Source organism: Brevibacillus sp. HD3.3A, from assembly GCF_013284375.2.
Taxonomy (GTDB): domain Bacteria; phylum Bacillota; class Bacilli; order Brevibacillales; family Brevibacillaceae; genus Brevibacillus; species Brevibacillus parabrevis.
In genome coordinates, this window is sequence record NZ_CP085874.1 from 1,380,373 (window position 1) to 1,393,280 (window position 12,908).

Genomic DNA, 12,908 nt, shown 5'->3' on the forward strand with positions numbered 1-12,908 from the left:
AGCAAAAGCACTTTTTGGGGGTGGCATCTTGTCACCCCTTTTTGCATTGGGCAGACTGGTGGCAACGCGATTTTCGCTGATAGCATTTTCCAGAATACGGTGTTTTTTAGGTGGTGCAAACGGGGAGGGAATCTGATAAAATCGATCAGGTGTTCGTCTGAGCAAGCGCCGGGAAAGTGTTGAGTTTTCACTGTAATGGCCTGTTTGCAAGGAGCGAAAACACCGAAAATCGCTTCCCGTTGCAGGATGAGCGATGTCAAGAACTATTTTTAAGCAAAACACAACATATAGTGTTGTCGAATTTTATTGCGTACAAGATATAGATAAAACTATTGAGTTTTTCCCATAAAGATAGTTAACTAGAGAGGAACTATTCGAAGGAGGAACGTTATGCTGGCGACCGAAACTGTATCCCGCACCGCTTTCTTGAGGGATGAATTTTTAGCACAATACAAAGACTTTCCCGATCATATGAATCCTCTGGGACAATTTGTGTACTATCGGACTTATTCTCGTTTTATCCCGGAAAAAGGCAGACGGGAAACATGGAAAGAAACATGCCGCCGTTCGGTGGATTACAATATGAAGCTTGCGTATCAACATTTGCAAAAAATCGGCCTGTACCCGGATGAGCGTGCGATGGAAGCAGAAGCGGAAGGTCTGTTTGACAACATGTTCAACCTGCGTCAGTTTTTGTCCGGCCGGACGCTGTGGGTGGGCGGAGCTGAAAACGGCGTGGCCGATTTGTACCCGCTGGCCAACTTCAACTGCTCTTTCCTGAACATCAAATCGTGGGACGACCTTGGCGATTTGTTCTACCTGCTGCTGGTAGGAACAGGTGTCGGCTTCAAATGCACGAAAGCGATGGCAGCAGGACTCGGTCCGATCCGGACCAACGTGGCCTTGCTTTCTTCCGAGTACCGCCCATTGCCCAAGCATCAGCGACTGGAGCGTTCCGAGCTGAATGTGCTGGATAACGGTTTCGCCAAAATTTACGTGGGAGACAGCAAAGAGGGCTGGGTAGAGTCGCTGCGCTTGTACCTGCAAATTTTGACCGACGGTTCCTACGAGCATATTCATACAGTGAAAATCTCCTACAACAGCGTGCGTCCAAAAGGAGAGCGACTGAAGCGTTTTGGCGGTACAGCAAGCGGACATGAGCCGCTTCGCGAGATGTTTGAAGGCATCGACAAAGTGCTGAAAAACCAGATCGACGAGCATCTGGCCCCGATTGAAAGTGACGAAAAAGGGTACGGCAAGATTCGCCCCGTACATATTCTCGACATTGGCAATCTGATCGGAGCAAACGTCGTAGTTGGGGGCGTGCGCCGCACAGCGGAAATTTTCCTGTTCGATCACGACGACTACGAGTGCATGCTGGCGAAATACGGCATCAACGGCTTCTGGACGGAAGAGCAGTTGGCGCATCACCGCCGCGTCGGCGAACTTTTGGGCGAGCACAAGCCTGTATGGTTTGACAGCATTGAAAAGGTAGGGGACGGACGATTCGGCCTGGATCACCGCCGCATGTCCAACAACTCCATCGCCTTTACGAAACAACCGTCTAGAGAGTTTTTGCATCTCGTGTTCACCTTGATGCAACTGGAAGGCGAGCCTGGCTTTATCAACTTGGAAGAAGCCAATCGCCGTCGTCCAAATGCGGAGGGCTTGAATCCTTGTGCGGAAATTTTGCTTGATTCATATGGCGTTTGCAACTTGACTACGGTCAATCTCGTTCAGTTTGTGCGTGAGAACGAAGACGGCTCCAAGTATTTGGATCTGGATGGACTTTTGGATGCGCAACGCAAATCTGCCCGTGCAGGACTGCGGATGACGCTCGTTACACTGGAGCTGCCACATTGGGATACGGTGCAACAGCGCGACCGTTTGCTAGGAACGTCGCTGACTGGCTTGAAAGATGCGCTCGCGTCTCTCGGCTATACGGAGGAGCAGGAGCTTGAACTGCTGCGTCAGCTCGGAAATGCTGCCCGCGACGAAGCGAACCGCTATGCGTACGAGCTGCGCGTCAATTCGCCGCTGCTGGTCACGACAGTGAAGCCGGAAGGAACGCTGTCACAGGTGGCTGGCGGGGTTTCCAGCGGCTTGCACTGGTCGCACTCGCCGTACTACATCCGCCGCATTCGCATCAACGCGCAAGACCCGTTGGCAAAAGCGGTACAAGCTCTCGGCTGGACAGTTCACCCGGAGGTCGGCACACAAGGGGAGACGCACGAGGAGCGCATGGCGAATGCCCGCACGCTCGTGATTGACTTCCCGGTAGCGTCGGGTGCGCAGGAAACGAAAAACGAAGTGAGCGCCAAGCGCCAATTCGATACGTACTTCCGTTTCCAAAAGGAGTACACCGAGCACAATTCTTCTAATACGATTACCGTTCGCAAGGAAGAATGGAACGAAGTGGAAGAGATCGTCTATGCAAACTGGGACAATTTTGTCGGCGTGTCTTTCTTGCAGCTCGATGGCGGAAACTACCAGTTGGCTCCGTACGAGGAATGCAGCAAAGAGCAGTACGAAGCGCTCAAGCAGTCGATGAAGCCGTTCGATCCTGCTATTTTGCAGCAATACGAGACAGGCACAGATGCAGACCTGTCGACCGCAGAATCTTGCGAAGGCGGCGCTTGCCCGATTCGCTAATCCAGTCAGTCATCAACCAGGGAGAGACCGTTACGATGGGTCTCTCCCTGGTTTTGTTTTGGCCCGGATCAGGCCGACGACGAGCAGGAGCAGCGGGTAAAACAGTCCGAAGATCAGGCTGTAGGGAAACCAGGCATCGACATCCCATTTTGCCATGTACGCTGTGTTCGGGTAGACAATCAGCGAAAAAACGGCTACGACGAAAGCGGTCGGGATGATCAACGGTTTGTAGGTGCGGAGCCGAAACACGTGGGTCATGCTGATTAATCCGGCGTAAAAGTACATGCTCAGTTTGACAAAAATGGTAAAGAACCAGAGGATGGCGACGATCGCCTCCACCCTCTGCAAAAAATTTCCAATACTGATCCGCTGGGCCAGCGTATAGCTGGGGTAGGCGTAAAGGATCGAGCCATCCGGCCCCAGTACCAAAATGCTGACCAGGATGACCATGGATAATTTCAAACCGGCAATCAGCCCTCCGGCAATAAAATATTTGCGCGCGGAGCGGGGATCAGTGAGGCAAACGGGAAAAAAGACGAGCAAGGTGGGAAGTGTCAAATACGTCATACTGGCAAACGTCAAGGTTCCTTTTACGAGGCTTTTCCCGTCCGCTTCCAGAATCGGCTGGATATTTTCGATCTCCATGCTCGGAAAAAGAAAAAAGATCAGGGAGAAAAACAACAAGAGCAAAAGCGGCACAAACAACTCGATGCTTCGCGCAAACGTCTCCAGTCCCAGGTGGGCAGCGAGCATGACGACGAGCAAAAAAAGAATGTGCAGCGCGATGATGGGCGTCTCCGGGAACATGTTTGTCTTTAAAAAATTGCCGATGTAAAAAAGCACCTGAGCGGAGGAGAGCAGCATGGTGAACAGAAAGAAGCACGAAGCAAGCCAGCCGAGCCATTTGCCCAAGATCCGTTCGTTTATTTCCAGCAGGTTGTTTTTTGGATAAAACAAGCCGACGGAGATGTACAGCCAGGCCAGGCCCAAGCCGACTGCATTTCCCAAGAGGGCGCAAATCCAGGCGTCCTGTTGTGCGTTCGCAGCCAGAGTGGAAGGGGCGACCAGAATCGTCGTGCCGATGCTGAATAGGCAAGTAATGATCGTCATTTGCCGATTCGAGATTTTGACTGTGGACAGCACCTGACGTCCTCCTATTCGAACAGTTTCTGCAAAAATTCTCCGAAGGGACTCAAGATGACTTTCACCCAGTCGCCCGGATTGGGGACAGGTACGTCCAATATCTTGAGCGTTCCTGTAATGGCGCCTAGCAGAAGCAAGAGGGAAAACACGACGAGCTCCCGATGATAGCGTCTTCGAACAAGCTTCGGGACTTCAAACCAGGCGATGATGGCCGCTGTGACCAAAACAAACGCTGCTCCCCACATTCCCTTTTTTCCTACTTTCCTGATTTAGGCAGTCTTTTCTTCGAGTATTGACCGAATGAAAAAATGCCATACCATCGTCAACCGCAAGCGCAGTTTGTCTATGGTACAATAGCCTTAGAGAGAAAGGGGCGATGGTTTGTGAGTCCAATTATTCATACTCATCAATTGCGAGTGCGCTACGGCGAAACCGATCAGATGGGTGTGGTCTACCATACGAATTACTTGAACTGGTTTGAGGTGGGGCGAACAGAGTTGATCCGCCAAGCGGGACTCACCTATCGCGAGCTGGAGGAAAGAGGCGTGCTTTTGCCGGTTACGGATGCCGCCATCTCGTACAAAAAGCCTGCTCGTTACGATGATATGGTGGAGATCAGGACGCGGGTCAAAGAACTGACTGCCGTTCGCCTGACGTTTGCTTACGAAGCTATTCGCGTGTCGGATCAGGAGCTGCTTGTGTCGGGGGAGACGATGCACGTCTTCACGAACAGCGAGCTTAGACCGATACGCCTGGCCAAAACGGAGCCGGAAGTTTACGCTTGGCTGGATGCCCAGCACAAAGGAGGGGAATAGCATGTTGCGCTTTCTCGTGATCCTGTTTGTGATCGGATTTGGTTTGGAGCTATGGGGATTGATTACAGTAGGCTCGCTGATCGGCGGATGGAACACCGTTTTGCTGGTCATTGTTACGGGGCTGTTGGGCGCTTGGCTCGCGAAGCAACAAGGGGTTCAAGTGTTTCGCACGCTTCAGTTCCAACTGTCTCGCGGGCAGATGCCGACAGAGACGATCATCGACGGTGTGCTGATCTTGGTTGGCGGCATTTTGCTCTTGCTCCCAGGGTTTGTGTCGGATGTGATCGGTTTGATTTTTCTCATCCCTTACACCCGGATGATGCTGCGGCACTTGCTGAAGCAATGGCTGTGGTATTTGATTTCTTCGGGACGGATTCGCTTTTTGTTCCGTCGCTAAGTCGCTAGGTAGAAGACAGACAGGTTATGGCAAAAAAAGAACCGCTTCGAGCTTTGCGCCAGCAGGCAGCTCGCAAGCGGTTTTTTCTTTAGATGCGTTTTCCCTTGATGTACATCCAGATGTCGACGAACACATTGGCTTTGACCAGGGCGTTGATCAACACGAGGGAGACGGGGCCGATGATCAGTCCGAGGAACCCGAACAGCTGCAACCCGACGAACAGGGCGACCAGCGTGAGCAGCGGATCGAGGCCGACGCTCTCTGCTACAACCTTTGGCTCGATGATCTGGCGGAAGATGAGCACGACAGCGTACAAAATCGACAGACCGATGACCATGGTGTAGTTGCCTTTGAAAAACATGTAGATGATCCAGGGAACGAAAACGGTTCCCGTGCCGAGATACGGCAGGAGATCAACCAATCCGGTAATCAGGCCGATCGTAATCGCGTATTCCACGCGCATGATCAACAGTCCGATGATCACGATTGCCGCAGTCAGGGAAATAAGCGTCACCTGAGCTTTGATGAACCCGAACAAAGCGGCGCGCAGATCGCGAAAAATCTGATCCAGGCGATTGTTGACCCCGCTTGGCAAAAGGCGGCGGAAGCGCGATTCCCAGAGGAAGAAATCTTTTGAAATAAAGAAAGCGCCCATGATGGAGATGACCGAGACGGTAGCCATGTTCGGCAAGGAGACGAGCAAGTTTTTCAAGCCGTCCAGGAAGCTGACAATCAGATTTTGTCCGGCGTGTGTGATCGAAGTGATGCCGCTGCCGACCGTGTTGCTGATTTTGTCCTTGTAGTTCGGATCAAGCTGGTCGTAAATCCATTGAACCTGGTTGTAGATGCCGAGCAAGAAGTCTTGGGAAATCGTCCGCTGCAAATACTCGGACAGCTCTTGGGCAAACACCGGCAGCCGTTTTGCCAGTTCGCCGATCTCTACGACCGTTTCCGTTACGACCAGGGTAGCCAGGCCGATGGCGAGAAGCATCAGTACAAGCAGGGCGATCGTAACCGACAGCCAGCGGGGAATTTTGAACTTTTTCGTGATGAAAGTGACGGGTCTGTGGATCATGAGCGCAATGACTAAAGCGATTATAAATGGGTACAGTAATGGTGTTGCAAACTGAAACAGCCAGATTCCTACATAAACAAGCAGGCATACCCAGAAAAAGCGAATGATCTGAAAGACGCGCTCCACCCAGTTTTCCTGATTCAAAAAGGTCTCCTTTCTGCCAAAAAACAGCAACAAATGCTTATGGAACTATTATGCAGCAATCGGGACAAATGGAGCAAGCGCGCGAAAAAACAAAACTGGGTTTCATCCTTTGAAACATTTTTTCGCCAATCTTATTCACAAAATCGCAATAATCTTTTATAATTGGGTCGACTTATAGTGGATTCTTTTCTCTCGCCTCTCCCCCTTGGCATGCTCAAGGATTTGCGTGGATATATTTCCTGACAAGAGTGGTGGATGAAAGAAACCGCTGCTATCAATTTCTTTAAGAAGAGGTCGTTTATCAGTCACGAGGACAAGCGAAGGACTGGATAAGCACTATTACTTGAGTGGAAAAGGAGAGGGAGTTCTATGACAACAACACGTGGACTTGAAGGCGTCGTTGCCGCTCAATCATCGATCTGTTCGATCGTCGATGGGGTTCTTTGCTATGGCGGGATCAACATCGATGAGTTAGCAGAACATGCAACTTTTGAAGAGGTTGTATACTTGCTCTGGCATGGAGCGTTACCGAAGCGTGATCAGCTGGACGCTTTGAAAAAACAATTGGGTGAAAATGCAGCAGTAGCAAAAGAAGTGCTGGAAAGCATTCGCCATTACCCAAAAGGCGTGCACCCAATGGCGGCGTTGCGCACAGCTGTCTCTTCGTTAGCGCTCTACGACACAGAAGCGCAAGATATGTCTCCTGAAGCCAACTATCGCAAATCCATCCGTCTGATGGCTCAAACTCCTACTCTGATTGCTGCTTACGAGCGCATGCGCAAAGGATTGGAGCCAATCGCTCCTCGTGCAGATTTCACCATTGCCCAAAACTTCCTTTACATGCTGACTGGCGAAGAGCCAACAGAAACAGCTGTGAAAGCGTTTGATGTTGCGCTGGTTCTGCACGCAGACCATGAGTTCAATGCTTCTACTTTTGCTGCTCGCGTAACCGTTGCGACCCTGACAGATATCTACTCCGGTATCGTGTCCGCAATCGGCACGCTCAAAGGCCCTCTGCACGGCGGCGCCAATGAAGCGGTTGCGAAAATGCTGGTGGAAATCGGCGGACTCGACAACGTGGAATCTTACATCCGCAGCAAGCTGGACAACAAAGAGAAAATCATGGGCTTCGGACACCGCGTTTACAAAGATGGCGACCCGCGTGCGAAATGGCTGAAGCAAATGTCTCAAAAGCTGACGGCGCAAATCGGCCGTCCTGAGCTGTATGAAATGTCCGTGAAAATCGACAACATGATTACATCGGAAAAAGGATTGAAGCCAAACGTTGACTTCTACTCCGCATCCGTGTACATCTCTCTCGGCCTAGAAACAGACCTGTTCACACCGATCTTTGCCATCAGCCGCATGTCCGGTTGGACGGCACACATCATGGAACAGTATGAAAACAATCGTCTGATCCGTCCTCGCGCGGATTACATCGGTCCGGTCAACCAACATTACGTTCCGATTGACCGCCGCTAAAAACCCGCTATTTTCGAGCGTGGAGGGCCGTGTGCAGCCATGCTGACCAGCCCTAAGTGCAAGCTTGAGAACTACCACAAGAAGTGGTAGTTCTCCTACGTCTGGAAATATTCATAATCACCCAATATCTTCAACACTGGAGGGATTCTTGTGTTCAAAAACCTTACTCAACCAACTGCTGGTGAAAAAATCACCGTAGATAACGGCAAACTGGTCGTTCCAAACAACCCGATCATTCCTTTCATCGAGGGTGACGGTACTGGCCCTGACATCTGGAACGCTTCCGTTCGCGTTCTGGATGCAGCAGTAGAAAAAGCGTACAACGGCGAGAAAAAAATCGCTTGGTTCGAAGTGTTCGCAGGCGAAAAATCGTTCAACCAATACAACGAGTGGCTGCCAGAAGATACGCTGACTGCTGTTCGCGAATACTTGATCGCAATCAAAGGTCCTCTGACTACACCAGTAGGCGGCGGTATCCGCTCCATCAACGTAGCGCTGCGTCAAGAGCTGGATCTGTACGCTTGCGTGCGTCCTGTTCAATACTTCGATGGCGTTCCATCCCCTGTCAAACATCCTGAATTGACAGATATGGTGATCTTCCGCGAGAACACAGAAGACATCTACGCTGGTGTTGAATGGGCAGAAGGCACTCCAGAAGTGAAAAAAGTAATCGACTTCCTGCAAAACGAAATGGGCGTGAAGAAAATCCGCTTCCCGGAAACTTCCGGTATCGGGATCAAGCCTGTTTCCAAAGACGGTACAGAGCGTCTGGTTCGCGCAGCGATCAACTACGCGATCGACAACAAACGCAAATCCGTTACCCTCGTACACAAAGGCAACATCATGAAGTTCACCGAAGGCGCGTTCAAAAGCTGGGGCTATGCAGTGGCTGAAGCAGAATACGGCGACAAAGTGTTCACTTGGGCACAATACGACCGCATCAAAGCAGAAGGCGGCGACGCTGACAAAGCGCAAAAAGAAGCAGAAGCAGCTGGCAAAATCATCGTAAAAGACGTGATTGCTGACGCGTTCCTGCAACAAATCTTGACTCGTCCGGCTGAGTACGATGTAGTAGCTACCCTCAACCTGAACGGTGACTACATCTCCGACGCTCTGGCTGCACAAGTAGGCGGTATCGGTATCGCTCCGGGAGCGAACATCAACTACCTGACTGGTCATGCGATCTTCGAAGCAACACACGGTACAGCTCCTAAATACGCTGGTCTGGACAAAGTGAACCCATCCTCCGTGATCCTGTCCGGAGAAATGATGCTGCGTCACCTGGGCTGGAACGAAGCAGCTGATCTGATCATCAACTCCATGGAAAAAACCATCTCCGCGAAAACAGTAACGTACGATTTCGCTCGTCTGATGGATGGCGCAACTGAACTGAAATGCTCCGAGTTTGCTGACGCGTTGATTCAAAACATGTAAGATAGAGATAGTTTGGCAACTATTTACACTTACAGTTTGGAGGGGAGTTAAGTCATGGCATTCAACCGTAAAAAAATCGCTGTTATCGGTAGTGGCTTCACTGGTGCAACCACAGCATTTATTTTGGGGCAAAAAGAATTAGGCGACGTAGTTTTGGTTGACATTCCGCAACTGGAGAACCCGACAAAAGGGAAAGCGCTGGATATGATGGAGTCTTCCCCTGTGCTTGGCTTCGACGCCCAGATTACAGGTACTGCAAGCTACGAGGATATTCAAGGCGCTGATCTGGTGATCATCACCGCAGGGATTGCCCGCAAGCCAGGCATGTCCCGCGATGACCTTGTAAACACCAATGCAAGCATCATGAAGTCGGTTGCGGAGCAAGTGAAGACATATGCTCCCAACTCGATCGTGCTCGTCCTGTCCAACCCCGTTGATGCAATGACTTACACTTTCTTTAAAACGTCCGGCTTCCCGAAAGAGCGTGTCATCGGGCAGTCCGGCGTGCTGGATACGGCGCGTTTCCGTACCTTCGTGGCCATGGAGCTGAACGTTTCTGTTGAGGACGTGACAGGCTTCGTGCTCGGCGGTCACGGCGACGACATGGTTCCGCTGGTTCGCTACTCGTATGCGGGTGGCATTCCACTGGAAACGTTGATCCCGAAAGACCGTCTGGACGCCATCGTCGAACGCACCCGCAAAGGCGGCGGCGAGATCGTCAACTTGCTTGGCAACGGCTCCGCTTACTATGCGCCGGCTGCCGCTCTCGTACAGATGGCGGAAGCGATCATCAAGGATAAACGACGTATCCTTCCATCCATTGCGCTTTTGCAAGGCGAGTACGGCTATCAAGATATTTACCTCGGCGTTCCGACCCTTCTGGGTGCAAACGGAATCGAGAAAGTCATCGAGCTGGAACTCACCGCAGAAGAAAAAGCCGCGCTCGACAAATCGGCCGACTCGGTGCGCAATGTCATGGCTGTATTGAAATAGTTTGTCTGATCGGAATACGAAAGACGCCTTTCTTCGTGAAGGGCGTCTTTTTTCATGCCAAAGCCGATTTCGAGGAATACTACAGTCCAAAGCAAATTTCATGCCCAGAGTAGCCTGTCGCTAAACACCTTTACAAAAAAATTACTTGTCTTCCGGTTTCAGCATTGGCAGACTGAGTAGTGTAGAGAGAAGAAACAAATCAGAGGACGAAGGTCTGCAACATTCAATCTGTAGCATCGCATTGGTAGGGGGAAACGGACAAAATGATCAAGGTTTTGGTAGTGGATGACGAAGCTTCTATCGTGAAGCTGCTGCAATTCAATCTGGAAAAATCGGGATTTCAGGTCGTTACTGCATTTGATGGCAGACAGGCATTGGATATGGTGAAAAGCGAGCAGCCTGACTTTATCATTCTCGACTTGATGCTGCCAAAAATGGACGGCATGGATGTCTGTAAAACATTGCGGCAGGAACGCATCAATACACCGATTCTCATGCTGACCGCAAAAGATGACGAGCTGGACAAGATTCTCGGCCTGGAGCTTGGGGCTGACGACTACTTGACCAAGCCATTCAGCCCGAGAGAGGTAGTGGCACGCGTCAAAGCCATTTTGCGACGAATCCAATCGACACCGGAAGCGGCTACTGCTCCTGAAGACGTCGTGCTTCAGTTTGGCGACATCCGCATCTATCCGGAAAAATATGAAGTGTTTTGCAAAGACGCCAAAATCGAGCTGACTCCGAAAGAATTTGAGCTGCTCAACTACTTGGCCAGCCACCAGGGACGTGTCCTGACGCGCGATCAACTGCTGAATGCCGTCTGGAACTACGATTTCATCGGCGACTCGCGGATTGTGGACGTACATGTGAGCCACCTGAGAGAAAAACTGGAAGAAGACACGAAAAATCCGCGCTACATTAAAACAGTCCGCGGCTTGGGATACAAACTGGAAGGATAACAGGAGGCACGACCTTGACTCGCTTTCGTATCAAACTCACCTTCACTATCTTGGGATTAATCTCATTGGTTCTCCTTTTGATGGGAATGTACTTTGCGAAGGTACTGGAGAACTCTTACCTGCAATCTTTGCATGAGCTTTTATCCCGCGAGTCCAAGCTTGTTGCCCAGGCTGTTCGCTTCCCGACGGTTTTTGACAATCAGGTTACGCTGGCGGATCGCGTCAAGCAAGTGGCTCCTTCCGACGAAGTCCGCCTGACGATCATCAACCGCGAAGGTCAGGTGCTGTACGACAACTCCTCCCATGTAGAGGAGATGGAAAATCATCACGACAGGCCGGAGATGAAGGCTGCGCTGCGGGGCGAAACAGGCATTTCCCGCCGGTTCAGCGAGACGCTCGGCTATGACATGATGTACGTGGCGGTGCCAGTCGAGCAAGGCACAAACATTGTCGGGGCTGTTCGCTCCGCCATGTCGATGAAAGACATTACGGACACGATTCACAACATGTGGTACAGCTTGCTTACAGGGCTTTTGGTCACACTGGTGGTCGGCTCCATCGTGGTCTCACGCATTTCTTTTTCCATCATCCGTCCGATTGAGGAAATCACCAGGGTAGCCCGTAACATTACCCAGCGTCAGTACGAGAGCCGGGTACGGATCAAGGCCAAGGACGAGATCGGTCAGCTCGCCGGGGCGATTAACTTCATGGCTTCCAGCTTGGAGCAGCAAATGTACGAAATCTCCGAGAACCAGCAGAGGCTCGCCGGGGTTTTGACCAACATGACGAGCGGTGTGATCTTCATATCGGAGCAGCGCAGAATCATGCTCGTCAACCCTGCGGTCGAGAAGCTTCTCGGGACGGCTGGGCATGAGCTGGTAGGCAAGCTGCACATCGAGGCAGGCAAAAGCTTTGGACTGTCCCAGTACATCGACAGATGCCTGGACAAGAGCGAGAAGTTTCGGCAGGAGGTTCACATTTACTACCCGCAGGAACGCGTGCTCGACGTCAATTTTGCCCCGTACATCAATTTCAAGGGCGAGTCGCGAGGAGTAGTCGTCGTCCTGCATGACATCACGGAAATCCGCCGTCTGGAAAAGATGCGCAGCGACTTTGTCGCCAACGTGTCGCACGAGCTGCGCACGCCGATTACGTCGATCAAAGGGTTTACCGAGACGCTGTTGGAAGGCGCGATGCAAGATGAGGAGACATGCCGCAACTTCCTGCAAATCATTTCCGATGAAAGTGAACGGCTGTACCGGATGATCCGCGACATTCTCGATTTGTCCAAAATCGAGCAGAAGCGCATTCCGCTGCATCTCAGCCACGTGCACGTACAGGAGCTGATCCGTTCTGCGGCCGCGATCATGCACGATCAGGCGCAAAGAAAGCAGCTGAAAGTGACGCTGCCGGAGAGCCAGCCGGACATTTGGCTGATGACGGACAAAGATTGCCTCCAGCAAATCGTGCTGAACCTGATGACAAACGCGATCGCCTACACGCCGGAAGAGGGCGAGATCACGATCAGGACAGAAGCGGACGACAAGCAGATCACCATTCAGGTGGCAGATACAGGGATCGGCATTCCGGAAAAAGACCTGGCAAGAATTTTCGAACGGTTCTACCGGGTGGACAAGGCTCGCAGCCGCGACTCGGGCGGCACAGGGCTTGGTCTGGCCATCGTGAAGCATCTGGTCGAAAACTTGCACGGCCAGATCAAGGTAGAGAGCGTGGAAGGAAGAGGCTCCACCTTCACAGTCATCTTGCCGCTCACCTGAAATATTTACACAAACAAAATAGTAGCTTTACCCGCA

11 protein-coding genes are annotated in these 12,908 nt (G+C 51.5%); 8 read left to right on the forward strand and 3 right to left on the reverse strand.

Annotation, left to right across the window (positions count from 1 at the left end):
- The first annotated feature begins 390 nt into the window (after nucleotides 1–390).
- The gene (gene nrdJ / locus HP435_RS06875; protein WP_122962908.1) at nucleotides 391–2,652 is read left to right on the forward strand and encodes a ribonucleoside-triphosphate reductase, adenosylcobalamin-dependent; all 2,262 of its coding nucleotides are present in this window, start codon (nucleotides 391–393) and stop codon (nucleotides 2,650–2,652) included.
- Between the two features lie 30 nt (nucleotides 2,653–2,682).
- Here nrdJ and HP435_RS06880 read toward each other — a convergent pair whose 3' ends face one another.
- Both HP435_RS06880 and HP435_RS06885 read right to left on the reverse strand, forming a co-directional pair.
- On the reverse strand, nucleotides 2,683–3,795 hold the full coding sequence (locus HP435_RS06880; protein WP_122962909.1) for a GerAB/ArcD/ProY family transporter: 1,113 nt from the start codon (nucleotides 3,793–3,795) through the stop codon (nucleotides 2,683–2,685).
- Nucleotides 3,796–3,806: 11 nt separating this feature from the next.
- Nucleotides 3,807–4,040 (reverse strand): hypothetical protein, encoded by a 234-nt coding sequence (locus tag HP435_RS06885; RefSeq protein WP_122962910.1) that lies wholly within the window; start codon nucleotides 4,038–4,040, stop codon nucleotides 3,807–3,809.
- A 138-nt stretch (nucleotides 4,041–4,178) separates the two neighbouring features.
- Here HP435_RS06885 and HP435_RS06890 point away from each other — a divergent pair, with 138 nt between their 5' ends.
- Complete coding sequence (locus tag HP435_RS06890) at nucleotides 4,179–4,610, forward strand: acyl-CoA thioesterase (protein WP_173598436.1); 432 nt, start codon at nucleotides 4,179–4,181, stop codon at nucleotides 4,608–4,610.
- Nucleotide 4,611: 1 nt separating this feature from the next.
- Nucleotides 4,612–5,007 carry an FxsA family protein gene (locus HP435_RS06895; protein ID WP_122962912.1) on the forward strand — a complete coding sequence of 132 codons (396 nt, stop codon included), beginning with the start codon at nucleotides 4,612–4,614 and terminating at the stop codon, nucleotides 5,005–5,007.
- Nucleotides 5,008–5,095: 88 nt separating this feature from the next.
- On the opposite strand, the gene ytvI is transcribed toward HP435_RS06895, so the two are convergent.
- The gene (ytvI, locus tag HP435_RS06900) at nucleotides 5,096–6,226 is read right to left on the reverse strand and encodes a sporulation integral membrane protein YtvI (RefSeq protein WP_122962913.1); all 1,131 of its coding nucleotides are present in this window, start codon (nucleotides 6,224–6,226) and stop codon (nucleotides 5,096–5,098) included.
- Between the two features lie 369 nt (nucleotides 6,227–6,595).
- Here ytvI and citZ point away from each other — a divergent pair, with 369 nt between their 5' ends.
- From citZ to pnpS, 5 genes are all read left to right on the forward strand, one after another.
- The gene (citZ, locus tag HP435_RS06905; RefSeq protein WP_063229179.1) at nucleotides 6,596–7,708 is read left to right on the forward strand and encodes a citrate synthase; all 1,113 of its coding nucleotides are present in this window, start codon (nucleotides 6,596–6,598) and stop codon (nucleotides 7,706–7,708) included.
- 150 nt (nucleotides 7,709–7,858) lie between these two features.
- Nucleotides 7,859–9,142 carry an NADP-dependent isocitrate dehydrogenase gene (icd, locus tag HP435_RS06910; RefSeq protein WP_122962914.1) on the forward strand — a complete coding sequence of 428 codons (1,284 nt, stop codon included), beginning with the start codon at nucleotides 7,859–7,861 and terminating at the stop codon, nucleotides 9,140–9,142.
- 54 nt (nucleotides 9,143–9,196) lie between these two features.
- Nucleotides 9,197–10,135, forward strand: a complete 939-nt coding sequence (gene mdh, locus HP435_RS06915; RefSeq protein ID WP_122962915.1) for a malate dehydrogenase — start codon at nucleotides 9,197–9,199, stop codon at nucleotides 10,133–10,135.
- Nucleotides 10,136–10,398: 263 nt separating this feature from the next.
- On the forward strand, nucleotides 10,399–11,094 hold the full coding sequence (locus HP435_RS06920) for a response regulator transcription factor (protein WP_122962916.1): 696 nt from the start codon (nucleotides 10,399–10,401) through the stop codon (nucleotides 11,092–11,094).
- Nucleotides 11,095–11,108: 14 nt separating this feature from the next.
- Nucleotides 11,109–12,872: a two-component system histidine kinase PnpS gene (gene pnpS / locus HP435_RS06925; protein WP_173598435.1), complete on the forward strand. Its 1,764-nt coding sequence runs from the start codon at nucleotides 11,109–11,111 to the stop codon at nucleotides 12,870–12,872.
- Nucleotides 12,873–12,908 lie beyond the last annotated feature (36 nt).